Genomic DNA, 23,728 nt, shown 5'->3' with positions numbered 1-23,728 from the left:
TGATATTTAAGCCTGCGCATCGAAAACCGTATTTCCACGGCTCATCAGCCGAACTGTCCGGAATTTCCCTCAGAAGAGTCGTCGCCGTACAGATCGCTCATTTTATAAAAGCCATGAATATGCCGAATCATCACCATGATTACCGAAGCAACGGGCAATGCGAGCAACACCCCTAGGAAACCAAACAGCTGACCGCCCGCCAGAACAGCAAAAATGACCGCGACGGGATGCAGTCCGATCTTATTTCCTATCAGCCACGGGGTTAACCAAACGCCCTCAAGCATTTGGCCTACGCCGAATACAGCCAAAACCGGGACGATCGACCACAAATCTCCGAATTGTGCCAACGCCGCTATCGATGCAGCCACCACGCCGGAGATGGAACCCGCATACGGTATGAAACTGATCAGCCCGGAAAACATGCCGATAAGAAGCGCCAAGTCCAGTCCGGCCAGCCATAATCCGATACTGTAAATCGTGCCCAGAGCGGCCATGACCGCAAACTGACCTCGAAACACGGCACTCAACACTTCATCCGATTCTTCCGCCAATATGACGACAACCGGCGCCCAGCGACGGGGCAAGAGATCGTGGACACGGGCGACTATGTCATCCCAGTCCCTCAGCAGATAAAAGATGACCACCGGAATCAGCACCAGATTCATCAGCCACGAGATGACTACGGCGCCGGAATGCGACAAAGAGGACAGCACAGTGGTCGCCACCCCTCCCGCCTGCTGCCAATGCCCGCTCAAAACCCCGGCCACCTGTTCCAGATCGACAAACTTGATGCGGACTCCTAAATGTTTTTGCACCCAAGGGACAACGGACGTTTTAAACCAGCGGGTGTATGCGGGGAGATTATCGATGAACCGGCTGATCTGCTCCTCTAACATTGGGATGATCAGCAGAAGCACTAGACCGATAACTAAAACAATGACTGCAAACACGACGATGACGGCATTTTGACGTTTTAGTCCGAGCGCTTCCAAACGGTCGGCAAGGGGATCGCTCAGGTAGGCTATCAGCGCGCCGGCCACAAAAGGCGTCAAAATGGGCATCAATAAATAAATCAGCCAGCCGACTGCGAGAATGCCGGCTACTGCCATGCATTTGTTCAAATTAGCCATCCCCGCCCTGTTAACGTTTCACGAATATGACAAGCACCGGCGTCGACTCACCTAGACGAACGCCCCGAAACGCATTCTATGCGTTTACGTTTGAGCGCCTGACAGGCCGCGGTTGCGTCCTCCTTCGTCATTCCGTTGAAAATGGCCAGATAGAGCTTTTTTCTGCCCTGTGAGCGCGCGGTCACCGTTGCACGTGCATGACGAAGCGGATATGGAGCGAGCTTCAAAGCCTTCGACAGCCGCTGTTCCGCCGGCTTTTCGGCGGAAAATGTGCCCACACGAATGTGCCAGGCCTGCTTTCCACGATTGGTGCCCGATTTCTCGCGTCCATCTCCTTCATCGGCGGAGCGCCTGTTGCCTCCCGCTAACTTGACGTTTTTCTTTCCGCCCGACTTCTCGACCGACCGTTCAGGCAATTTTGGACGCGAGAGTAAAGCAGGCGGTTCCGGTTGGTCAAAGGAGGCCGTACGCACCTCGTATTCCAATCCGTTGAGCTGCGCAAAGCCGTAGTCGAGTATATCCTGCATATGGGCATCCCTCGCCGAAGCGCTGGTTCCGCCAAAAACCACCCCTATCAGCCGTTGACCGCCTCGCCGCGCCGATGCAACGAGGTTAAAACCGGACGCATTGACGAACCCGGTCTTGATCCCGTCCGTTCCCGGATAGTTTTTCAGGAGATGGTTGTGATTATGAAAGCTACGGCCCTCGAACTGGAACTGGGTCGTAGAGAAGTAGGGATAGTACTGGGGAAAATGTTTGTACAGGGACTTCCCGAGCCGGAACTGGTCCCAAGCCGTCGTGACTTGATTGGGATCGGGCAAGCCGGACGCATTCCGGTAGACGGTGCGCTCCATGCCCAGCTCGCGAGCTTTCTCGGTCATCAGCTGCGCGAACGCGGACTCGGAACCGGCCATTCCTTCGGCGATCACCGCCGCCGCATCATTTGCGGACCGGGTTACCAAAGCCAATATGCCTTGCTCGACCGTGATCGTATCGCCTGATTTCAACCCCAATCGCGACGGGGGACGAAGAACCGCAAACCGGGACGCCCGAAATAGGGTATCGGAAGAAAGGCGTCCGTTAGCCAAAGCTTCGAAGACCAGATAAAGCGTCATCATCTTGGTGAGCGATGCCGGATGCCTCAACTCGTCGGCATTCCGCTCGAACAGTGGACGCTCGGATTCGACTTCCACCACCAGCGCCGCATAAGGACCGGCCTCCGCTCGATGAGCGAAGGAAAAGCCAGTCGCCAAGACCAATAAAGCCAAGACCAAGAGGTGATTGTGCTCAATCCAATGCATCGTTATCGTCAAATTCTTCTGAATGCGTGATTTTTGCCAAATCTGCACGGGGCAGCCGGAAATTCACTCCTGAGGCAACCCGCTGGGCAGGAGAGGCCAGATCCAAAAATTCAGTCTCAGCGCTGCTTCAATACGCGCTGCTTCTCGCGCTGCCAGTCCCTTTCCTTTTCGGCGGCACGCTTATCGTGCTGCTTCTTACCTCTCGCTAAACCGATTTCCAGCTTGGCACGTCCGCTTTTCCAATACAGCGCGAGCGGAATTAAAGTATAACCTTTGCGTTCCACATGACCGATGAGCTTGCTCAATTCTCGACGATGCAGGAGCAGCTTCCGGGTTCGGATGGGATCGGGTGTGACATGGGTGGAGGCAGAAGCCAGCGGAGAAATATGTGCTCCGAGCAGCCAGGCTTCGCCGTTTTTCAGCGTGACATAACTCTCCTTCAGCTGCGCCCTTCCCGCACGCAAGCTTTTCACCTCCCACCCTTGCAGGACTAGTCCCGCCTCGTAGCGCTCCTCGATGAAATACTCGTGCGTGGCTTGCCGGTTGAGAGCGATGGTGCCACTTCCGGCTGTATCCTTGTTTTTCTTTGCGGCCATGTACTTAAAACTAAATTGCCTGACTCGATGGAAAAATCTTGTTATTTTACCCCAACCTCGGATTGCCCGGACCTTCGATTGGCTCAGCATAATAATTCGGAGAACACATGACCGATCAACGTTTTCTGCACAACCAATGGTCATCGCGCTTGGCGTTCGTTCTGGCTGCAAGCGGTTCGGCCATAGGCCTCGGGAATATCTGGAAGTTTCCCTATCTGGCCGGCGAAAACGGAGGCGGAGCGTTCGTCGCGGTTTACCTCTTATGCGTCGCTGCCATCGGTATTCCGATCATGATCGCAGAGACCATGCTGGGGCGCCGCGGTCGGCAAAATCCTATCAATACCATGTTGTCGCTGGCACAGGAAGCGAAAGCCGATCCTGCCTGGCACTATGCCGGTTGGCTCGGCGTGTTGTCGGGCTTCCTGATTCTGTCCTATTACTCGGTCATCGCCGGCTGGTCGATGGTCTACATCTTGAAGATGAACAGCGGCTACATGAGCCATATCAGCGCCGAAACCGCCGCACGGGTATTCGACGACCTCAAAAGCGCTCCGGAAATTCAGTTTATCTGGCACACTGTCTTCATGGCCGCCACGATGCTCATCGTCAGCCGCGGCGTCAGCGGCGGACTGGAGCGAGCGACGCGCTTCATGATGCCGGGCTTGTTCATCATGCTCATACTCCTGGACGGTTATGCGATGAGTTCCGACGGATTCGGCCAGGGAATGTCGTTCCTGTTCAAGCCGGATTTCAGCCGCATCAACGGCGAGAGCGTGCTGGTCGCGATGGGGCAGGCCTTTTTCTCTCTCGGATTGGGCATGGGCGCAATCATGATCTACGGCTCATATCTCCCTGATCATGTTTCGATTTCGCGGTCTACCATTTTTGTCGCCTCCGCGGACACCCTAGTGGCTTTATTGGCGGGTGTCGCCATTTTTCCAATCGTATTCGCCAACCACTTGGAGCCGACCATGGGCCCCGGCCTGATTTTTCAGACGCTGCCCATCGCCTTCGGCCAAATGCCCGGCGGTTCACTGTTCGGGGTATTGTTTTTCGTTCTCGTATTTTTTGCGGCGATTACTTCCGCGATTGCCTTGATCGAACCCGCCGTGGCCTGGCTGTCCGAAAACCAGGCGATGAGCCGCGAGAAGGCCTGTCTTTGGAGCGGACTAGGCTGCTGGCTACTTGGGCTCGGAACCGTATTTTCGTTCAATCTATGGTCCGGAAATACCTGGTTCGGCAAGAATTTCTTCGAGCTCGTGGATTTTCTCACGGCCAATATCATGTTGCCCGTTGGCGGCATCTTGGTTGCCTTATTTGCCGGCTGGATCATGAGGCGCGAGACCTCGGAAACGGAGCTCGAAATGGGGTCGGCTTATAACTATTGGCGTTTTACTATTCGCTACGTTTCTCCCTTGGCTGTCGCCCTCGTCACCCTTAGCGCCGTCGGCGTGATTTGATTCGGTAAAGATCGGACAAGCAGCAAAAGAAATGAAAGTCGAAGTCGCTTACGCGAAACCGGATGTACAGGTCATTCTCACCGTGAACGTACCGGAAAATGCGACAGCGGAAACCGCCATCGCCGCATCAGGTATCCTGGACCGTTTCCCGGAGATCGACCTGACAAAGGACAAGATTGGAATTTTCAGCAAGGTCTGCTCCATCGACCAACCGATAAAGCCGGGCGACCGAGTGGAGATTTATCGCCCCTTGATCGCCGACCCCAAAGAAGCTCGGCGCGCGCGGGCAGCGAAGAAGTAGAACCGCGGACCGAGACTCCTCGCACTCTACTAATCGCCTTTTCGGAACAAACCCGTGATCTTTTCCCACAAGCTTTTCTCGCGCTCGATCTTCGGGATATCGATCGTCACATCCTTGCCGGGTTCAATCTCGGGAAGGTTGCCCGGTCGGAAGTCACCCTGAAGCCCGATCAATTCATCCTTGTCGAAAACCAGGGTAATCCGCTTCTGCATCCGTTGCTTGCCACCGGGCTCGTTGGAATAGATATAGTCCCAGCGATCGTCGTGGAAAGGATCGACGACCAGTGGCGTACCCATGATGAATGCCACTTGCCGCTTGGTCATACCGGGCCGAAGTTGATCCACCATTTGCTGAGAAACGATATTGCCCTGATGGATGTCGAGCCGGTACACCCCAGGTAGGGACTCTTTAAGCTTTTCGGTGGAACAGCCGGCTAAAAACAGAGTCAGGCAGTAGGTTATTACGATGAAACGCTTCGGCATGTTATGATTGCGGAGAATCGGACCCAACGTCCAATCATACTCGATCGACAGAGTTAAAACACTGCGTAGGTTGCCGCTTTGGAAAGTCAAGACATACGAAACGCCGGGCTTAAAGTGACTCTCCCGCGCGTCAAGATTCTAGAGATGCTGGAGAACCGTAGCGGATCGGATCGACACCTGACAGCGGAAGAAGTCTACAAGTCGCTGCTCAGCGAGGGTGAAGAAATCGGCTTGGCCACAGTTTACCGAGTCCTGACCCAATTCGAGGCGGCGGGCTTGGTCAAACGCCATCATTTCGAAGGCGGAAACTCGATCTTCGAGCTAAACCGCGGCGAGCATCACGATCACATCGTATGCGTCAAGTGCGGCCGAGTCGAAGAATTCAGCGACGAGTTCATCGAGCGCCGCCAAAACGAAATAGCAAACGAGAAGCATTTTAAGCTGACGGATCATTCGCTCTGTCTCTACGGCATCTGCATGGATTGCCAAAAGGGCCAATCGCCTCTCTGATTCCCGACAACCTTCTTTTTCCCCATGAAGCTCACTTTTTGCGGAGCCCGGTCGATATCGGCGCATGTTTAAGCCACTGATCTTTTTCATCGGTCTGCGCTATACGCGGGCTAAGCGGCGCACGCGCTTCATTTCGTTCATTACCTTCACTTCGGTTCTGGGCATCGCCTTGGGCGTCACCGCCTTGATTACAGTACTGTCAGTAATGAACGGATTCGAAGCGGAACTTCGCGAACGCATACTGGGCATGACTTCGCATGCCTCCATCTCCGGCTTGGATGGCCAACTGCGGAACTGGCGCTCGCTTGAACCCCCGCTCGAACAAGACTCCCGTATTCTAGGCTGGGCACCTTATATCGAAGGTCAAGCCATGCTCAACTCGGACCGCCGAGTTAGCGGCGTGATGCTGCGCGGCATCATGACCGACTACGAACCGCGCGTGTCCGAGGTCGCCAACCGCATCGTGGAAGGCCACCTCGAAGCGCTCAAACCCGGCGAATTCGGCATTATTCTCGGTTCTGAGCTGGCTGATTATCTGGGTGTCCTCACCGGCGACAAGGTGACCGTCATCACCCCGCAACTTACGGCAACACCCGCCGGCATTCTGCCGCGCCTCAAGCGCTTTACGGTAGTCGGAGTTTTCCAGGTCGGGATGTATGAGTACGACCGGAATCTGGCGCTGATTCAGCTGGAAGACGCCGCCAAGCTGTTTCGCCTCGATGACGCCATATCGGGGCTTAGACTCAAGCTGGACGACGTATTTTACGCGCAGCGAGTGGCGCGGGACCTTGGCCCCAAACTCGATGGGCGCTATCAGATTGCCGACTGGACGCAGTCGCACAGCAACTTCTTCAAAGCCATACAAACCGAAAAGCGGGTGATGTTCATCATTCTCCTGCTCATCGTCGCGGTTGCCGCTTTCAACATCGTCTCCACACTAGTTATGGTGGTCACCGACAAGCGTTCGGATATCGCGATCCTCCGAACCCAGGGCATGACTCCACTCGAAGTCATGGGAATATTTATCGTGCTCGGTACGGTCATCGGTACGTTCGGCACCTTGCTGGGCGGTGTCGGCGGAGTCTTATTGGCGTGGAATGTGGAAACCATCGTACCGGCGATCGAGCGGTTGTTCGGCGTTCATTTCCTGTCGGCCGACGTTTACTACATCAGCGAGCTGCCGTCGAAACTGATCTGGTCCGACGTGTACCGGATTACCGGCATGGCCTTCCTGCTTTCCATCCTGGCGACGATCTATCCGGCCTGGCAGGCATCTCGCATCAAGCCCGCCGAGGAACTCCGTTATGAATAAGCCGGTGCTGCAGTGCCGCGATCTGCACAAGCGTTATGCCCAAGGCAATCTGAGCGTCGATGTGTTGCAGGGCATAACGCTTTCCGTCGAACCGGGACAGCAGGTCGCCATTATGGGAGCGTCCGGCTCGGGCAAAAGCACGCTTTTGCACTTACTCGGGGGTCTAGACGCGCCAACCCGAGGGCAAGTCCAACTGGACGGCGTGGACCTGGGAACACTGAACGAACGCAAGCTCGCCCAACTGCGTAACCGGGTGCTTGGATTCGTCTATCAATTCCACCACCTGCTGGGTGAATTCACGGTACTGGAAAACGTCGCCATGCCGCTTTTGATCGCGAAGCTGCCGATACATGAAGCAAGAAAGCGCGCGGCTTCGATGTTGGAGCGGGTCGGACTCGGCAAACGCCTGGAGCATAAACCCGGAGAATTATCGGGCGGCGAACGCCAGCGCGCAGCCGTCGCCCGCGCGCTGGTCACGAAACCAAAGTGCGTTTTGGCTGACGAACCGACCGGAAATCTGGATCGAAAAACCGCGGAACAGGTGTATCAACTCATGCTGGAGCTGAACCAAGAAAACGGGGTGAGTTTCCTAGTCGTCACTCACGATCCGTCTTTGGCTCAGCGGATGGACACGATATTGCATTTGGAAGACGGACGGATCGTCAAGCCGGAAAACCTATCCGAACCCGTCCGCCTAAAGCAGCATTACGATTAGCCTGCTTTCTTCGCGACAGGCTTCGCTGCTCCGATCAATCGATCGTTCTGATGCTTGTGCCGGTGTTCCAGGAACTTCTTGTACGACGCGTAGCTTTCCCGGACCATAATGGCCGTACTCAATTCCGCATTGCGGAACTTTCTCAATTCCACCTGATGTCGCACGGATCGCCGCCACATGAAAAGTATGCCGAAATAGCCTAGGACGGCCCCGAGGTGCATCAGAATGGCGCAACCAATCAGCAAGGGTGCCCCTAACTCCAATGCTTTTTCTATGGTGAACAGTTCCGAGAACTGATCGAAGTCGAAAGCTGCTTGTCCCATAACAAGCGCGCCTACCTTGTAGGCGAAGTAATACATCGGCACCCAGGTCAGCGGATTGGTAATCCAGACCAAGGCCACGGCGATAGGTAAATTGGCATTGAAATAGATCGCCAAAACCGCGGCGATGATTTGTTGCCAGGGCAATGGCGGGGTATACATGGCCCATAGCCCTATGGCAAAAGCCCGTGATACCGACCGACGGTTCAGATGCCATAAATTCGGCGAGTGAAGCTTATCCCCCAAAAACTCCAGCGATTTAATTTCCTTTACTTTTTTCGGGTCCGGCAAGTAGCGCTTAAAAAACTTTTTAGGCATAGCCCTTAACTGGGATGATTGTGAACTATTTTTTTAGGTAAAAGGCGCGCTATTGTACGGATTTGAAATTCAAAGTTGAATGAAATTCTCCATCCACAAACCCGCAGCCCGCTGGTTCTTCCGCTAGCCATCGGCTTTGTCGGCGGGGTCAGCGCTGTCCAGCAACTTCCGTCTTTGCCCGGTGCCTGGGCTTTCGTCCTCTTGAGCTCCGCTTTCGGTCTAGCCGTTTATTATAAGCTGCGTTTTCCGGCAGCATTTGCGTTCGGCATCCTCTGGGCGCTTGCCTTTGCCGGAATTCGACTCGACCAAGGTCTTCCGACTGCAACTGAGAGACAAACGGCCGTCGTCGAAGGCGTCGTTCGTACCATTCCCCAGCCCGTGGACCACGGTTTCCGTTTCGACTTCGATATTGAACAAACTCTACAGCCCGACGACCTAAGTTTGCCGTCACGCGTTCGCCTGAGCTGGTATGACCGCGGAGTTTCGCCAAAAGCGGGCGAACGCTGGCAGCTCAGAGTAAAGCTCAAGCCGCCGCATGGAATGCTGAACCCGGGAAGTCTCGACTACGAACAATGGCTGTTTGCCCAGGGAATCCGCGCGGTCGGTTACGTCGCGAAGTCTCCGGACAATCGGCGGCTCGATGCGGGAGACAACCGGTATTCATTCGAAATTTGGAGGCAGGCCCTTTACGATAGCCTTTCGGCAACACTGAACGACGAACCCGCAGCCGGAATCATCAAGGCTCTGGTCATGGGAGTCGACGATGACATTACGCCCATTCAATGGGACGTGCTTCGGCGCACGGGCACGACTCACCTGGTTGCGATTTCCGGCTCGCATATCGGTTTAGTCGCAGGATTTGTCTTTTTCGTCATACGCCGAATGTGGTCGAGGTTGGGCATCATGCGCTGGTCGCCGCCGACTGTTGCGGCCGTTTGTGCTTTTGCGGCCGCCCTCTTCTACTCGGCGCTGGCGAACTTCGCGATTCCCACTCAACGCGCCATGATTATGATCGGCATCGTCATGGGCGCCGTCATCGGCCGACGGCATCTCAATAGTTTTCATGTCCTCGCGACGGCCTTGCTGGCCGTGGTGCTTTACGATCCGTTGGCGGTTCTTTCGGCGGGATTCTGGCTTTCCTTCACAGCTGTCGCTCTAATCCTTTTCGCTGTTTCATACAGAAGAGGCGAAATCAGCGGTTGGCGGGCCATGATGCGGGTGAACTGGGCCACCTCGCTAGGCCTTGCACCCCTGCTGTTGTTATTCTTTCAGCAGGTTTCGATCATTTCTCCAATTGCCAACTTGTTTGCCGTCCCCGTGATCGGCTTGCTGCTGATTCCGGTTTGCCTGACCGGCGCACTGCTGTTACCGATACTGCCGGTGGCGGGCGAAGCGCTGCTGATCCTGGCATCACGCCTGCTTGAATGGACGTGGCCTTTTCTCCAATGGATTGCCGAACAGCCGGTGGCTCAGTGGACCCATGCCGGACCGCCGTTCTGGACCATTCCGCTGGCATTGAGCGGCTTCGTGCTGCTGCTATCCCCCAAGGGCATTCCGGCGCGCTGGCTCGGTCTCGTTCTGGCCGTTCCGGCCGTGACCGCGCAGCCCGATAGGCCGCCTCAAGCGGGCTTCCTGCTTACCCTGCTCGATGTAGGCCAGGGACTCGGCGTTGCCGTCGAGACTAGCGAACACCTCATGATCTTCGACACCGGAGCCCGGTTCGGGAGCCGGTTCGATATCGGCTCCGCCGTCATCGAGCCTTATCTCCGCCATCGAGGGATCGAGCGCATCGACGCCTTGATCGTAAGTCACGGCGACAACGACCACATCGGCGGCGCGCCGTCGCTGCTCAGACGATTTGTGGTCGGGCGGACTTATACCAGCGTGCCGGAAAAGTTATCGGAATTTTCGACTGAAACCTGCAAAGCCGAACAGTCCTGGGAATGGGACGGCGTCAAATTCGAGATGCTCGCGCCCATCGAAAAAAGCGAGCGCGAGAACGACAATTCCTGCGTATTGAAAATCAGCGGGCCCGGCGGCAGCGCACTATTGACCGGCGACATCGAAAAAACCGGTGAACGCCTATTGGTTGACCGTTACGGGCATCTTTTAGCCAGCGACATTCTGGTCGTCCCCCATCATGGCAGTAAAACCTCTTCAAGCTCCGCCTTTTTGGCTGCCGTGAAGCCTCGTTACGCTCTCATTCCCGCAGGCTATCTGAACCGATACGGGTTTCCTCATCGGGCGGTGCTGCAACGCTACGGAAACATGAACATACCGGTACTGAATACCGCCGAGACAGGCGCACTTACCGTGCTCGTAGGCAACCGGAAGGATGATCTAAAACTGGAAAGCTACCGCAGGGAAAACGGCCGATACTGGAATGCCCATTCCGCGGCGATGGCGGAATGGGCGGAAACGGAAAATCAAGTCAGACGATCAGAACTCGAGGACCTGAGTTTCCTTCAATAACGCAAGCACTTCGTCCGCTTCCATTTCATCGGCCGAAACATGGAGCGCGCTCAAACCGTCGCCACTCGGGCTTGCTTCGCAAGGACAGATGCAGATCAGTCCGGCATGGTTGATCTGCTCTGCAATGGCTTGAACCTGTACGCCCAGCGCCTCGTTATCCAAAACGGTGCTGGCATGCCCGACATCGAAGAGCTTCCGTTCGAGTTCATACGCCACATCGTGCCGGCGTTCGCCGGTAATCCATAGCGTCACCGCCTTTTGTCCGAAACGCGCGCTCCGCTCTTCAACCGTCACCCGCCGTAAACCGGATTCGCCGTCCGCCTGACTTAGGATCATGCCGGCGCCGACGGTAACGTTGGTCAGGCGATCGATGACGATGAACGATCCGGTGCCCTTGCAAACCTTGTAAGGATCGAACGCGATCGGCCCGCTCAGGGAGACCTCGCACAAGCCGATTTCGTTCAGCTTGAGCTGGTCCGCCGGAAGCTGCTCCAAGGTATTGATATCGACGCGGTGATGGATCTGAGAAACCGAGCCGTTGACCACCTTGGTCATCTGCTTCAGATAATACTGGCGGCCCGGAACCAAAGGCGCCTCGGTCATCCACACGATATGGGCCTTGAAACGGGTGCCGAGCATCGGCAAGTCATCGGAACGGACCAGCATGTCGCCGCGGCTCACGTCGATTTCATCCGTAAGCGTGATCGTAACGGCTTGAGGCGGAAATGCTTCTTCCAGTTCTCCGTCGTAAGTCACGATGGACTTGATGCGGCTGGTCTTCTTGGACGGCAGCACCGTAATCGGATCGCCCTTGCGAAAAACCCCCGCGGCCACGGTGCCGCTGTAACCGCGGAAATCCAAATTCGGTCGATTGACGTACTGCACCGGAAAGCGCGGATTCGTAAAATTCTGGTCCTTGGCGATCTCGATGGTGTCCAAAAGCTCCATCAGCGCCTGCCCCTGATACCAGGGCATTTCCTCGCTACGGCTGACGACGTTGTCCCCCTTCAAAGCCGACAGCGGGATAAAGCGGACATCGTGAATATCCAGTTTTTCGATGAACGCCAGGTAATCGCTGCGAATGCGCTCGAATACGTCAGCGCTGTAGCCGACCAGATCCATCTTATTGATGGCTACGACCACGTGCCTGATGCCCAGCAGGGACACGATAAAGCTGTGACGCTTGGTCTGCGTCATCACGCCGTGACGCGCATCGACCAGAATGATGGCCAAATCGCAGGTGGACGCTCCGGTCGCCATATTCCGGGTGTACTGCTCGTGCCCCGGCGTGTCGGCAATGATGTATTTCCGCTTCGCCGTGGAGAAATACCGGTAGGCCACATCGATGGTGATGCCCTGCTCCCGCTCGGCCTGGAGCCCGTCGACCAGCAGCGCCAAGTCGATATCGCCGCCGGTGGTGCCCGATTTGACGCTGTCCTTCTTGATCGCCGCCAGCTGGTCCTCGTAAATCATTTTCGAATCGTGCAAAAGGCGCCCGATCAGGGTGCTCTTGCCGTCGTCGACATTGCCGCAGGTCAAGAAGCGCAATAATTCCTTGCGCTCGTGCTGAGCGAGATAGGCGTGGATATCGGAACTGATGAGCTCGGACTGATGAGACATAGACTAATTCACTGGATGAATGGGTCAGACGCAGACGCCAACGTTGAATGCACGCTCGGCACCTTCCATAGCGAAAATCAGAAATAACCCTCTTTTTTCTTCTCTTCCATCGACCCCGCTTGATCGTGATCGATGACACGCCCTTGGCGCTCCGACGTCTTGGTCAGCAGCATCTCCTGGATGATGTCGGGCAAGGTGGCGGCGGTCGATTCGACGGCGCCGGTCAAGGGATAGCAACCCAGGGTACGGAAGCGGACCATCTTCATGATCGGCTTTTCGCCGGGTGCCAGCGGCATGCGATCGTCGTCCACCATGATCCATATCCCATCGCGCTCGACCACCGGCCGCTCTTTGGCGAAATACAACGGGACGATCGGAATGTTCTCCAGATAGATGTACTGCCAAACATCCAGCTCGGTCCAGTTCGAAAGCGGAAACACCCGGATGCTCTCGCCCTTGTTGATCTTGCCGTTGTAGAGATTCCACAGCTCCGGCCGCTGATTTTTCGGGTCCCAACGATGGTTTCGGTCGCGGAAGGAATAAACGCGTTCTTTCGCCCTCGACTTCTCCTCGTCCCGGCGCGCTCCGCCGAATGCCGCATCGAACTGGTATTTGTTCAAGGCTTGCTTGAGGGCCTCGGTTTTCATGACATCCGTGTGCTTCTTGCTGCCGTGGGTGAACGGACCGATGCCCTGCTCCACACCCTCCAGGTTGACGTGAACGATGAGATCCAGCCCCAGATCGTGGGCGCGGCGATCGCGAAACTCGATCATCTCCCGGAATTTCCAGGTCGTATCGACATGCATGAGCGGAAAAGGCGGTTTGCCGGGAAAAAACGCCTTCATCGCGAGATGCAGCATGACTGCGGAATCCTTGCCAATCGAATAGAGCATTACGGGACGCTCAAACTCGGCAGCCACCTCGCGGATGATGTGGATACTTTCGGCTTCCAGCTGCTTGAGATGGGTAAGTGTATGTTCGTTCATGGAAAAGAGTGTTGATCCCGAAACCCGGAAAGAGATTCATCCCATTGTTTATGGCGCTCAATACTACCATAAAAGCCTTTGGCCACTTCCGGGGAACAAATACTGGCATCCTATAATGATATTGATTATCATTTTCTCACGCTTTTTCGATCGATTCCCCGTCCCAGGTTTATCGCCGTGATCCAGATCCGAATCCTCCTTTCACACTTGGCGGTTCTACTGTTGTTCTCCGAAGCCGTGACGGCCAATTCGACGCGAACCTACTACATCGCCGCCGAAGAAATCTTGTGGGACTACGCCCCCTCCTATCCCGTCAATCCCATGCATGGCGCAGAATTCAACGAGGACGAGAAAGTCTTCGTCGAAGGGAATAACGCCGATCGGATCGGCCGACAGTATTACAAAGCGCGTTATATCGAGTACGCCGACGCCAGCTTTACCCAAATCAAGGAACGTCCGCCCGAGTGGCGGCACTTAGGGATACTAGGGCCTGTAATTCGCGCCAACGTCGGCGACACCATCAAAGTGGTGCTGAGGAATAAACTGGCAAACATGCCGATTTCACTCCATCCGCACGGCGTGCTTTACCGGAAGGACAGCGAAGGCACTCATTACGCGGACGGCACATCCGGAGATGACCGCAAAGACGATACGGTCGAACCGGGCGAAACCCACACCTACCTCTGGCAAGTACCCGAACGTTCGGGTCCGGGCCCCGAGGACCCGAGTTCGATCGTGTGGCTTTACCATTCCCATGTCAACGAGGTGGTCGACACGAATACCGGCCTGGTAGGACCCATCATCATTTCCCGCCGAGGCGTTCTGCAGAACAACGGTAAACTGAAAGGCATCGACCGCGAATTCGTCGTGCTGTTCACCGTGTTCGACGAAAACAAGAGTTTCTTTCTGGACAAGAACATCAGCACCTTCGCACCGGCTGCCACGGACGAGAAAGATGACGAAAGCTTCGTCGAAAGCAACTTGATGCACAGCATGAACGGCTACGTCTATCACAACCTTCCGGGAATGACGATGAAAGAAGGCGAAACCGTGCGCTGGTATCAACTGTCCCTCGGAACCGAAGTCGATCTCCATACCCCGCATTGGCACGGCAATACGCTCACCGAGACCGGGCGCCGCGTAGATGTCGTGAATCTGCTTCCGGGAACCCACGTCACCGTCGATATGAAACCCGACAATCCCGGCGTCTGGATGTATCACTGCCACGTCAATGACCACATCGACGCGGGCATGATGGCCAGTTATACGGTCACGCGCCGAAAGTGACAATCAGGTCGCGCCTGCGGAATTCCGCAGGTCGAACCGACCGCACGATTGCACTATTGCCTTGCGATGCCAAAAGAGAGATGCTTCGAACCGTATGAAACCTGCCGAATAACACTTTCGGAGTGCCATATGGACCAGCAGATGCATAACTTCGAGCAAGTTAAAGATGTGCTCGACTACGGTATTCAACTACACAGCCAACTGACAGAACTTTACGATTCGCTGAACCAACAAAACGATCAGGCTCGGGTAAAAATGCTTTTGGATTACCTCAGCCGCCACGAAAAAAATCGGGAACAGGCGATGCAGCGGTTCGAAGATGGATCGCGCAAGAGCATCCTCAATTTCTGGCTCCAATATTCTCCAGGCTCCAACGTCGAACAACTGCTAAAGAATTGCGCCGTTAGGCCCAATATGTCCGTCGATGACGTCATAAAGATCGCCATGGCCTTCGACAACGCGCTGATCGAACTCTATAAAGGAGCGGCAATCATCGTCGACGATCCGCATGCCAAAGAAGTGTTCGCGAATCTCGCGGAGATGGAAGAACAAGAGAAACACCGCTTCGTCCGCGACGCGGAATGGATGGACGATCTCTGAAAGACTGAAAACCAGTTCTACTCACGGACTTGTCCGTGCTTAAGGCCGGAAACACCCTTCCGGCCTTAAGGAAGACTGCATCTCACGAGAGATGAGCGCATAGCGCCATGCCGCTTTAGCGTGATTGAAATTTGTCCCCTGCCGGTAGTCGCTAGCCTGCATTACCCGATCCCTTCAGCGTATCGCAACGTTCCGCCAAGAAAAGCTGTTTCGCACGATTATCGCGCCACGACTCAAACGCTGGTTGCTCGAAACTTTTTTGCGGTTATACTGTCTATCTTCCTGACCTAGGGGGCGACTTGGCTTCGACGAGGATCGCAAAACCCGAGGTGCATGCCGAGGTGCAGATAACCTCGTTAATCAATCTGCAACCAATATAGTTGCCAACGACGACAACTACGCTCTGGCCGCTTAATCCGGCCGGCCTCTGATCCGAAGCCCGCTTATAGGCGTCGGTTTTCGGGGGTAACCCAATTGTAAGCTCGCGATGAGGTCTGTCCGGGGCCGATTCGCTAAAACCTAACGGAACCGCCGGCCGTCTTCCCTGCCGCTCGGGTAGCGACCGGTTAAATCAATAGAGTCGGATAAGCATGTAGAGCCAAAGGCGGAGGATTCGCGGACGCGGGTTCAATTCCCGCCGCCTCCACCAAACACCCATTCAAAGACATCCAAAGAAATCCGTAAGCCCGCGTAAATGCGGGCTTTTTCGTTTATATTCCATCCATCGCGATCCTATAGAGTCCGTTGACATCCGGGGTAACTGGGGGCACTTTCGGGGTAATTCAGTTATCCTACAAGGCGTTACCTCCATGCTCTGACCGATACCGCGCCGCGATCCGCAATACAAAGGCCGGGGCAAAGCCGATCAAGCTGGAATGACTGAAAGTCTTACTCCATAAGGCTTTCGTCGATTTCCGATTGACGCCGCCTCAACGAGATGAAAACCGCGTCTGACCTCTTTCGGCGGCGCGTTTTACTTTGGATGTTCACAACTTACGCCGCTTTTCGTGCAACAACACTTTTACCTCGCGCACGTACGCCTCGGAAATCACGCCAGCCGTTTCTGGGCGAACCTGGTCCAGATCACCCGAGAAAGACTTTGATCTGGACATAGAGGGCACGACCGTCACGATCGCCCATATCGAGCGACCTCGAAAGGTATGTGGTGAGTGACGCCTCCAGCGGATCACGTCCAGGTATTGATGCACGACCTCTTCCGGTGGCTGGCGACCGGTGAAGAGCACTCTGATTACCAGTTCCGTGTTTCACTACGAGTTCAAGTTCATCCATCCCTTCACAGACGGCAACGGCCGCATGGGGGACCGTGGCAGACCTTAACCTTCCCGCTGGAATCCCTCGTTCGCCGGCATCCCGGTAGAAAGCCTGATCTATAAGCATCAGGCGAAGTACTACCAGGCACTGCAAAACAGCATGAAGCAAACCGACTCAGCTCCCTTTATCGAGTTCATCCTCAGGATGATCCTTTAGGTGAGGGCGGAAAACTTGCAACACAACAAGTGATAACCTGCCATGGCCTGAATTAGCGTTGGCGTTTCCGGCAGCCGCTCCGGCTTCGGACGGTGGTGCTCGGGGTGCTACACCACATTCGAAAATCCCCGATCCAACACACCCCGAGATCAGCGCCAAGCGCATTCGTCCGGATCGAGCGTGAGCTTTAGACACAGCGAGTACGGCATATCCCACAGATCCGCTCTACCTGGCTTTTCTTTTTTAGGCTTTACAACAACTTATAGACGTCAGAAAAATTTTTTCTATCGGAAGTGCGGGATTAGCCGCGCTCATACGTCATTAGGGATAAGAAGCAACAAAAAAGGAATCGTCATGAGGATCAAGCAAGGCCGCCCCGCCTCTAGCCGAAGGGTCGACCCGAACGGAACTCGAGCCTCGGAATCCGGGACAACGAGCGGACCGGAGTTTCCTTCGGCGCGCTATTTTCAGATTCATTTCGAATATCTCGAGGAGTTGCTCGCCGACGTTCGCCTGCGCCTCGATGCGTTGCGACAGCAAGTCGCCGATTTTCAACAAGATTCCAGTTACAGTCCTGCCGATAACACCGGATGCCAGCCCTCCGGGCAAGACAGCCGGATTGCACGCCAAGTGCCGGAAGAGTGCGGGACGGAGGCACACCGCAACAAATCATCCTCCGTCGGACCGACACTCTCGCTCCAAGGCGTCGACAAGTGCCAGAAGTCGCGGCGCAAGACGACGAGCGCGGTCGCTCCCATATTCGGCACGGTGTCCCGAGAATGAGCACATATTTCTTTTCCGGGGACCCGCCGTTCGATGGTCCCGGAGGTACGCCGGTCACGATGGCTGAAATCCCCGCCACCTGGAAGCGACCGCTCGCGGTGGCTGCCGCCGCCGGATTGGCCGCCGTACTGCACGGTTTGCTTTTCTTCTGGTATCTCGCCCGCCCGGAACCTGTGCCCTTCACCGAAGCCGCGCCGCTGCCGATGATCGACATGGTTCTGTCCGCGCCTCCCGCACCGGCGGTGACCCAGCCGACCGTACCGTCCCCGCCGACACCTCCGAAGGAAGCGAAGAAACCCGATCCCAAGCCGGTGAAAAAACCCAAACCGAAACCGGTGCGCAAGGATTCCGCGGTCAAACAGGTCGAGCCGCAAAAGCAGGAACAAGCGGACACCGCACCGCCAGCACCGGCGGCACCTTCCGCACCGCCCCAAGACCGTGCCGCTGCTCCGCGCAACGACACCTATACGCCGGCCAGTTCGAACGCCAACTATCTGAACAATCCGAAACCGGTTTATCCGGGCATCGCGCGCCGCCGACACTGGGAAGGCCTGGTCCTGCTGCGGGTCTACGTTACCGCCGACGGCCGCTGCGGCGAGGTGTCGGTGCAACGATCGAGCGGCCACGACGTATTGGACGAAGCAGCCCTCGAGGCGGTGAAAAAATGGCGCTTCGTGCCCGCCAAGCGCGGTGATGTCGCGCAGGCAAGTTGGGTTACCGTGCCCATCGAGTTCCAATTGGAATGACCCGGATGAGAGGAACGTTTCGTTAGGTGGCTAGGCGCGTCGGGCAGAGCTTTGTCTTTGACGGTCGGCCGTCGCCCGCCTTAACCATCGTTCGGGACTGATCGGTGAGTGATGCTGTGCGGCGAAGTTGCGACAGGCACGAGGGCGCAGAAACCGTGCGGCCCACAACCGCGCGAAACAAACGAAATCACAATCTTAAACGCGAGAGGAGATCATGTTTAACCTATCGGAAACCGCCATTGTCGACGGCACTCTGTGCATGCTCGGCTGTTTTTCTCTGCTGACCTGGAGCGTGATTCTGCTGAAAGCGGGGGAACTCGGTTTGAACAAGCTGCGCAACCATAGCTTTCTGAAAATTGTCAGGAACGGCTCGGAGCTCGGTATCGATCAAGAATCGGTAAGCCACGGCGCGGCTCAGCTCGCCCGGGTGCAGCAGACCGGGCTGAAGACCCTGGCGCAGGCCAAGGTACAACTGGCCTTCCGCGCCGATAAGCATGAAGCCTGGCATGACCTGATCGAACGCGCCATGCGTTTGCAGATTCAAAAGGAGAAGGCCCGGATGGACGCCGGTCTCGGCTGGCTAGCCAGCATCGGCAGCACGGCGCCGTTCGTCGGCCTGTTCGGCACGGTATGGGGCATCATGCACGCCCTCAAGGACATCGGCGCCAAGGGTTCGGCCAGTCTGGAAGTGGTGGCCGGCCCCATCGGCGAGGCGTTGATCGCGACCGCCTTGGGCATTGCCGTGGCGATTCCGGCAGTGATCGCCTACAACTTCTTCCTGCGTCAGAACCGGCGCATCGTCATCGCACTGGACCACTTTGCCAGCGAGTTCCTGCACGCGACAATCCAAGACCATCTGATCCAACAAACGGTGACCGAACATGGCCATACAATTGCCCAATGACGACGACGGCGGCGAAATGAGCGAGATCAACGTCACGCCTCTGGTGGATGTGATGTTGGTGCTTCTGGTGGTGTTCATCGTCACGGCGCCGCTGCTGACCCAGGTGGTTCGGGTCAAATTGCCCAAGACCGAGCAAACCGAACCGGCACCGGACCAACACATCGCCATCCTCAGCGTGAACGCGGAGGGACAGCCGATGCTGGACGACCGTCCGGTGCCGCTGGAATCCTTGGAGGCCGAGTTGAAAGCCCTACAGGAGCGCGATCCCGAGATCGGCATCCAGCTCCAGGCCGATCGGGCGGCAGTGTTCGATGCCGTGGCCAAGGTCATGGCCAGCGCCCAGCGTTCCGGGATAGGCAAGCTGTCGTTCGTGACCGTCCAGCAATGAGAGGGGGTTTTCGGCCGATCGGAACCCCGGAATCCTAGGCTCGTGGCGACGCATGCCGTCAAGCAAAACTTCCGCGACGCTTATTTTGCGGACCACATGTCCTTCCGGCCCAAGTATTGGAGGCTGCTCTTGCGATTCCTCGAATTTGCGGCATCGAAACTCAGCCGTTCCACGCCCGAGATGCAGCTCGTGTCCGGCTCACCGTACGGATCATCGAGGAAGGAGAGCATCACGCGTGTCCCGCAATGATCAGCCGGTTTATCGCCTTTGGCGCCAGCCATAAGCGAATTCAAAATCACGACGTGCCCGGCGTCGGGCACTGTGACGAACCGCTGATTGGGGCCATTCAAGTCCTCTCGAATCGGTATGGCTTCGGCCAGGGGAGTATTCGAGTCGATATCGCTGTTGAGCATCAACGCGGGGGCTCGCGTGTTAGCGTGCAGATCGCTCAATGGATCGCGGTACGCCGGCCAGACCTGCGCATCGGCCAATAGAGCCAGCGAGGGCGCCACGTTCAACCATGCGTAGAATCCCTCCGCTTCGTTCATGATTTGCGCGAAAGAAGTACCTTCCCACAGCTCCGAAAGCGTGATGTGCGAACTAAGGGGTGCCGAGTACTTCACCTGTTCGTAAGGTACGAAGCCAGGTCCCGGATCGGCCGCGGGCGCTTCCGAATCCGCCGCCGAAAAGAGCGACTCCGAAGAGAGTGATCGGATCAGATGTTCCAGTGCCATAACGTCGTCCGGAACACAGCGATTCAGCCGTAACACCACGGCCGGCATCAATCCTCGCAGGTCGGCCCTCTCAATCATCGTACCGAATAAACTGCGTAAATAGGAACGGGTTAGGGGCGAATCCAGTCGCGCCTGCAACTCCGGGCACAGTTGCCCCTGATCGAGGCGCGCGAAAGTCACGCCGAGAGCGGTCCACGGATCGGCGGCGATGCCGGCCAGGCGCCGACGGCAGTCGGCGTCCTTCGCGCAGCGGTCCATCACCATTCGTGCCGCCGCATTGGTACCGCGTTCAATCGTGTCGTACGCTTCGTACCCGGCTGCGACGATCGAATCGAGAATTACCGCATCGGGCTGCTCACCGCGCAGGGCCAAGTACCGCTGCACCAAATACGTGCCGTAGGAGACGCCGTACACTACCACTTCCCAACCGGGCGGACGTAGCCGGTCGATGATGTGAGCGAGATCACGTGCGGTGTTGGTGACGGTAAAATCCTCGATACCCTCCGGCCAAGCTCGGCGCAACTCGGCCAGGCAGTCCAGCGCATCCTCGGGCGCAACGATCGCCTCGTCAGCCGCGGCGGCACAGTAGAGCGGCGCCGAATTGCCGATGCCGCGCTGCTCGAAGATGTAGTAGTCCCATTCCGGGCGCAGTTCCGCAAAGGATTGAGACTGTTGCGCGAACCCGATGGCCGATGCGCCCGGCCCGCCGGTGACAAACCATAACTGTCCGCGCTTTTCGGTTTCCGGCGCGCTGCCCCGCACTCGCGCAACGAATATCGGAATCGTTCTGCCGGGATTCGAGTATCTGAGCGGTACCGGAATGAAGGCGCATTCCGCTGCAACATCCTTAAATTCCGGGTAATCGGGACACTCGCCCCACTGGATCGACGGCTCGGACATCGAACCGACAACACCACCGCTGACCGCTAGGACGCACAGGACTAAGGCCAAGTGCAGCGGATTCCTGAGTGAGATTTCGAACCGAAGCGGCATGATTCCTGTCCTTGTCTGACATCCACATCAATCTCTGTTAGACGAGCATCCTAGGCAAAAATCGCGATCTGAGGGCACGTTCCCGATCGTCGGCTGGTGCCGGGGGATTCGGTCTCGCGCACTAGGCCGTCCGAAATGTCATTCGCAGCGGAACCGCTTCGCCATTCCGCTCTACCGCGGACCACCAGATGAAATATATTTAGCGGCAGAGAGTCTGAACGATCATGGAGGTGCGCAGAATGAATATCGACGTATCGAATATCCGGAACGACAGGTCTCTCTCCTGTCTCCTTTATTTGTATCTGTGGCCGCTCTGGATCTTTGAAAACGTAAATGTGGGCTCCTTCCTGGAGCGCGCTGCAGCATACCGCCGCAACCGATCCAAGCGGGTTTACCTGCCAGGCTACACGGCGAAGTGGATTGTCATCTTCGCGATACTCATGGCCATGCTATCGGCGCTCGAATGCATGGGAAACGTCTTTGCCGCATGGAAATTCTCCTTCACCCTTCTGGCATGCGGAACGGGTATATTGGCAATTTTGGCTTTCGTTGTGGTTGTGATGACCGTCGCCATTTATTTGTTATTGACTCATTGGGAGTACTGAGATTCTACTTGCAAGAGTAATCGAATCGGCACGGGCGCCGGGGCCGTCATCCGCCTCCGGCGCTCGCCAGATGTAGCGAGCGGATATTCGTCACCATGCTCTTCAGGCACTGAGTTACGGCACAGCCAGCCGGCAGCATCCGACAAGATAGCCACACTTGCCACTTCGCTCCCGGCTCATCCCGCACCTTTCGAACGCTCACAGGCGTTCCCGTCATCCCGTGATCGAACAAACCGGAAAATACGCCAAAGATTGCTGCGGAGCACACACGGAGAGCGTAAATTAGACCTGCCGCTGATCGTGTGAAACCGCGATCAAAGGTCCTCGAATTTCCTTGAGAGGAAAAACCAATGTTGAGACAAAAGATTAAAGAACGGCTGAACGCCGACGCCAAAAAGCTCACCGAGAGCGATATCAAGCGAGTGATCGAAAAGGCCGACGACATAAAGCGGACGTTCGAATCCAAAGGTCCGCTCGGCCGTTTCCTGCGGGACGTCAAACTGATGATCGCACTGGTGCGGGACTATCGGAACGGCACCTATCGCCAAATCCCCTGGTATGCGCTCTCGGCGATTGTCGCCGCCCTCCTCTACGTCTTGAGTCCGGTCGATCTCATCCCGGACGTCATCCCGATTCTGGGCTACACGGACGATGCGCTGATGTTGAGCGTTTGCCTGCTTCTGGTCGAGCAACAACTTGCTGAATACGAGTCCTGGACCGCCGAAATGTCCACCTAAGCTAGCGATTTTCGCAAGATACGGCGAGTATCCGAATCGCATCATCTGCAAACCGCCGCTTCGATCACGGCCTAGGAAAACTCGGTTAGCCCGCATTTCTCATACCCCTTCGTAGCGAGGGCGTCGAGACGCCGCTGTGGCGCGCCGCACGGACTGAGTGACGGTGTCGTTGTAGGTCGGCAATCCTTTGCCGACGAGCGTGTGTCGGGAAAGGATTGCCGACCTACGATACGACGTCGAGCCGGCGTGAAGGGCTTCTCCGAGCGGGTGGCCAAGGAAGGCCACCCCGAACTTGGCGCGGAGCCGGACGGCGCGTCACGGCGAGCGGATCGGCGTCCGCAGTAGGAAGGGCGGCTCCGGCGCTCCCGGCCAGCCCCTTCCCCGGATAACCGTTTGCGATTGGAAGGGTCGCGGCTAAAGCGACCGTTTGCGATTGGAGGGTATGAGAAATGCGGGCTAGGTAACCCCACGTATTGTCTTAACCTATTCCGAGCGATCTAATACCTGCCACTCGGCTCGGACATCCGCCATAACCCGCGGGACGCGCGGATTGATGCGCCGAGTGCGAAACGGGATGTTTCGTCCCAGAGAGCCAAGGGAATAGCGGTCTTCTGGACGTCTCCACGGATGGCGAGTATCAGCACTGAGTGATGACGGGGGTCAACGGGTGGGAGGCCACTCGGGCTCGCCGAAGTCGGCGGGAACACGGAGGTTCAGCCCGTCATCACTCAGTGGCTTTCCCGCGAACGTGCACGCGCAGCCATGATCCAAATTTCTTCCTCGTCGCGATTTCCCCGCTGGGCACGGACGGCAACCCGCATCTTCGTCGCCGGACAGTTGCTCAAGGCGGTTTCCCGGCTGACTGTAGGCAGCCCGGTGGCACGGGCCATAGCGCTCGTCAAAGTGATCCGGATGGTTCGGAACCGACGGCGCGTTTGAT

At 56.6% G+C, this 23,728-nt stretch carries 23 protein-coding genes, 1 other RNA gene and 1 pseudogene; 17 read left to right on the top strand and 8 right to left on the bottom strand.

Annotation, left to right across the window (positions count from 1 at the left end; genetic code table 11):
- Window positions 1-44 precede the first annotated feature (44 nt).
- From ACR2TX_RS15500 to smpB, 3 genes are all read right to left on the bottom strand, one after another.
- Window positions 45-1,109, bottom strand: coding sequence for an AI-2E family transporter (locus ACR2TX_RS15500; RefSeq protein ID WP_280858557.1), 1,065 nt, complete (start codon window positions 1,107-1,109; stop codon window positions 45-47).
- A gap of 68 nt (window positions 1,110-1,177) precedes the next feature.
- Window positions 1,178-2,431 carry a D-alanyl-D-alanine carboxypeptidase gene (locus tag ACR2TX_RS15495; protein ID WP_077729883.1) on the bottom strand — a complete coding sequence of 418 codons (1,254 nt, stop codon included), beginning with the start codon at window positions 2,429-2,431 and terminating at the stop codon, window positions 1,178-1,180.
- Window positions 2,432-2,547: 116 nt separating this feature from the next.
- Entirely contained in the window at window positions 2,548-3,027 is a 480-nt protein-coding gene (gene smpB, locus ACR2TX_RS15490) for an SsrA-binding protein SmpB (RefSeq protein WP_086135021.1), read from the bottom strand.
- A gap of 107 nt (window positions 3,028-3,134) precedes the next feature.
- Between smpB and ACR2TX_RS15485 the strand changes: the two genes are divergently transcribed.
- Together ACR2TX_RS15485 and ACR2TX_RS15480 are read left to right on the top strand one after the other, a co-directional pair.
- Window positions 3,135-4,487, top strand: coding sequence for a sodium-dependent transporter (locus ACR2TX_RS15485; RefSeq protein WP_156879404.1), 1,353 nt, complete (start codon window positions 3,135-3,137; stop codon window positions 4,485-4,487).
- Window positions 4,488-4,518: 31 nt separating this feature from the next.
- Window positions 4,519-4,788, top strand: coding sequence for an RnfH family protein (locus tag ACR2TX_RS15480; RefSeq protein WP_077729886.1), 270 nt, complete (start codon window positions 4,519-4,521; stop codon window positions 4,786-4,788).
- Between the two features lie 29 nt (window positions 4,789-4,817).
- Here the strand turns inward: ACR2TX_RS15480 and ACR2TX_RS15475 are convergent, their stop codons facing one another.
- Window positions 4,818-5,270 carry an outer membrane protein assembly factor BamE gene (locus ACR2TX_RS15475; protein ID WP_086135079.1) on the bottom strand — a complete coding sequence of 151 codons (453 nt, stop codon included), beginning with the start codon at window positions 5,268-5,270 and terminating at the stop codon, window positions 4,818-4,820.
- Between the two features lie 78 nt (window positions 5,271-5,348).
- On the opposite strand from ACR2TX_RS15475, the gene fur reads away from it, so the two are divergent.
- The 3 genes from fur (at window position 5,349) to lolD (ending at window position 7,807) form a co-directional block, all read left to right on the top strand.
- A complete protein-coding gene (gene fur / locus ACR2TX_RS15470; RefSeq protein WP_077729887.1) occupies window positions 5,349-5,780 on the top strand; it encodes a ferric iron uptake transcriptional regulator in 432 nt (143 codons plus the stop codon).
- A gap of 64 nt (window positions 5,781-5,844) precedes the next feature.
- Entirely contained in the window at window positions 5,845-7,092 is a 1,248-nt protein-coding gene (locus ACR2TX_RS15465) for a lipoprotein-releasing ABC transporter permease subunit (RefSeq protein WP_077729888.1), read from the top strand.
- The gene (gene lolD / locus ACR2TX_RS15460; RefSeq protein ID WP_077729889.1) at window positions 7,085-7,807 is read left to right on the top strand and encodes a lipoprotein-releasing ABC transporter ATP-binding protein LolD; all 723 of its coding nucleotides are present in this window, start codon (window positions 7,085-7,087) and stop codon (window positions 7,805-7,807) included. The genes ACR2TX_RS15465 and lolD overlap by 8 nt, the downstream gene beginning before the upstream one ends.
- Here the strand turns inward: lolD and ACR2TX_RS15455 are convergent.
- Complete coding sequence (locus tag ACR2TX_RS15455; protein ID WP_077729890.1) at window positions 7,804-8,445, bottom strand: DUF2062 domain-containing protein; 642 nt, start codon at window positions 8,443-8,445, stop codon at window positions 7,804-7,806. The genes lolD and ACR2TX_RS15455 overlap by 4 nt on opposite strands.
- Before the next feature lie 75 nt (window positions 8,446-8,520).
- Here ACR2TX_RS15455 and ACR2TX_RS15450 point away from each other — a divergent pair, with 75 nt between their 5' ends.
- Window positions 8,521-10,917 (top strand): DNA internalization-related competence protein ComEC/Rec2, encoded by a 2,397-nt coding sequence (locus ACR2TX_RS15450; protein WP_156879403.1) that lies wholly within the window; start codon window positions 8,521-8,523, stop codon window positions 10,915-10,917.
- Here the strand turns inward: ACR2TX_RS15450 and cysN are convergent.
- Both cysN and cysD read right to left on the bottom strand, forming a co-directional pair.
- The gene (cysN, locus tag ACR2TX_RS15445) at window positions 10,885-12,537 is read right to left on the bottom strand and encodes a sulfate adenylyltransferase subunit CysN (protein WP_156879402.1); all 1,653 of its coding nucleotides are present in this window, start codon (window positions 12,535-12,537) and stop codon (window positions 10,885-10,887) included. The two genes, ACR2TX_RS15450 and cysN, sit on opposite strands and share 33 nt — an antisense overlap.
- Before the next feature lie 77 nt (window positions 12,538-12,614).
- A complete protein-coding gene (cysD, locus tag ACR2TX_RS15440) occupies window positions 12,615-13,523 on the bottom strand; it encodes a sulfate adenylyltransferase subunit CysD (protein WP_077729892.1) in 909 nt (302 codons plus the stop codon).
- A gap of 177 nt (window positions 13,524-13,700) precedes the next feature.
- Between cysD and ACR2TX_RS15435 the strand changes: the two genes are divergently transcribed.
- The 8 genes and pseudogenes from ACR2TX_RS15435 to ACR2TX_RS15400 all read left to right on the top strand — a co-directional run bounded on the left by ACR2TX_RS15435 (window position 13,701) and on the right by ACR2TX_RS15400 (window position 19,719).
- Window positions 13,701-14,810 carry a multicopper oxidase domain-containing protein gene (locus ACR2TX_RS15435; RefSeq protein ID WP_077729952.1) on the top strand — a complete coding sequence of 370 codons (1,110 nt, stop codon included), beginning with the start codon at window positions 13,701-13,703 and terminating at the stop codon, window positions 14,808-14,810.
- Window positions 14,811-14,939: 129 nt separating this feature from the next.
- On the top strand, window positions 14,940-15,410 hold the full coding sequence (locus ACR2TX_RS15430) for a hypothetical protein (RefSeq protein WP_077729893.1): 471 nt from the start codon (window positions 14,940-14,942) through the stop codon (window positions 15,408-15,410).
- Window positions 15,411-15,700: 290 nt separating this feature from the next.
- Window positions 15,701-16,059, top strand: a transfer-messenger RNA (tmRNA) gene (gene ssrA, locus ACR2TX_RS15425).
- Between the two features lie 520 nt (window positions 16,060-16,579).
- Window positions 16,580-16,898, top strand: a pseudogene (locus ACR2TX_RS15420) (Fic family protein); the annotation flags it as partial.
- Window positions 16,899-17,252: 354 nt separating this feature from the next.
- Window positions 17,253-17,681, top strand: coding sequence for a hypothetical protein (locus ACR2TX_RS15415; protein WP_156879401.1), 429 nt, complete (start codon window positions 17,253-17,255; stop codon window positions 17,679-17,681).
- Complete coding sequence (locus tag ACR2TX_RS15410; RefSeq protein ID WP_434130019.1) at window positions 17,678-18,427, top strand: energy transducer TonB; 750 nt, start codon at window positions 17,678-17,680, stop codon at window positions 18,425-18,427. Before ACR2TX_RS15415 ends, ACR2TX_RS15410 begins: the two co-directional genes overlap by 4 nt.
- Before the next feature lie 214 nt (window positions 18,428-18,641).
- The gene (locus ACR2TX_RS15405; RefSeq protein ID WP_434130017.1) at window positions 18,642-19,331 is read left to right on the top strand and encodes a MotA/TolQ/ExbB proton channel family protein; all 690 of its coding nucleotides are present in this window, start codon (window positions 18,642-18,644) and stop codon (window positions 19,329-19,331) included.
- Complete coding sequence (locus ACR2TX_RS15400) at window positions 19,309-19,719, top strand: ExbD/TolR family protein (protein WP_077729139.1); 411 nt, start codon at window positions 19,309-19,311, stop codon at window positions 19,717-19,719. Before ACR2TX_RS15405 ends, ACR2TX_RS15400 begins: the two co-directional genes overlap by 23 nt.
- Before the next feature lie 80 nt (window positions 19,720-19,799).
- Here ACR2TX_RS15400 and ACR2TX_RS15395 read toward each other — a convergent pair whose 3' ends face one another.
- The gene (locus ACR2TX_RS15395) at window positions 19,800-21,446 is read right to left on the bottom strand and encodes a hypothetical protein (protein WP_434130015.1); all 1,647 of its coding nucleotides are present in this window, start codon (window positions 21,444-21,446) and stop codon (window positions 19,800-19,802) included.
- A gap of 239 nt (window positions 21,447-21,685) precedes the next feature.
- On the opposite strand from ACR2TX_RS15395, the gene ACR2TX_RS15390 reads away from it, so the two are divergent.
- The 3 genes from ACR2TX_RS15390 to ACR2TX_RS15380 all read left to right on the top strand — a co-directional run bounded on the left by ACR2TX_RS15390 (window position 21,686) and on the right by ACR2TX_RS15380 (window position 23,727).
- Window positions 21,686-22,051, top strand: a complete 366-nt coding sequence (locus tag ACR2TX_RS15390) for a hypothetical protein (RefSeq protein ID WP_077729141.1) — start codon at window positions 21,686-21,688, stop codon at window positions 22,049-22,051.
- Window positions 22,052-22,401: 350 nt separating this feature from the next.
- A complete protein-coding gene (locus ACR2TX_RS15385; RefSeq protein ID WP_077729142.1) occupies window positions 22,402-22,788 on the top strand; it encodes a YkvA family protein in 387 nt (128 codons plus the stop codon).
- A gap of 762 nt (window positions 22,789-23,550) precedes the next feature.
- Window positions 23,551-23,727 carry a hypothetical protein gene (locus ACR2TX_RS15380; RefSeq protein WP_156879397.1) on the top strand — a complete coding sequence of 59 codons (177 nt, stop codon included), beginning with the start codon at window positions 23,551-23,553 and terminating at the stop codon, window positions 23,725-23,727.
- Window position 23,728: the final 1 nt, after the last annotated feature.

The sequence above is a fragment of the Methylocaldum sp. GT1BB genome (assembly GCF_051027545.1).
Lineage (GTDB): Bacteria > Pseudomonadota > Gammaproteobacteria > Methylococcales > Methylococcaceae > Methylocaldum.
This window is presented reverse-complemented; position numbering and strand designations above follow the sequence as displayed.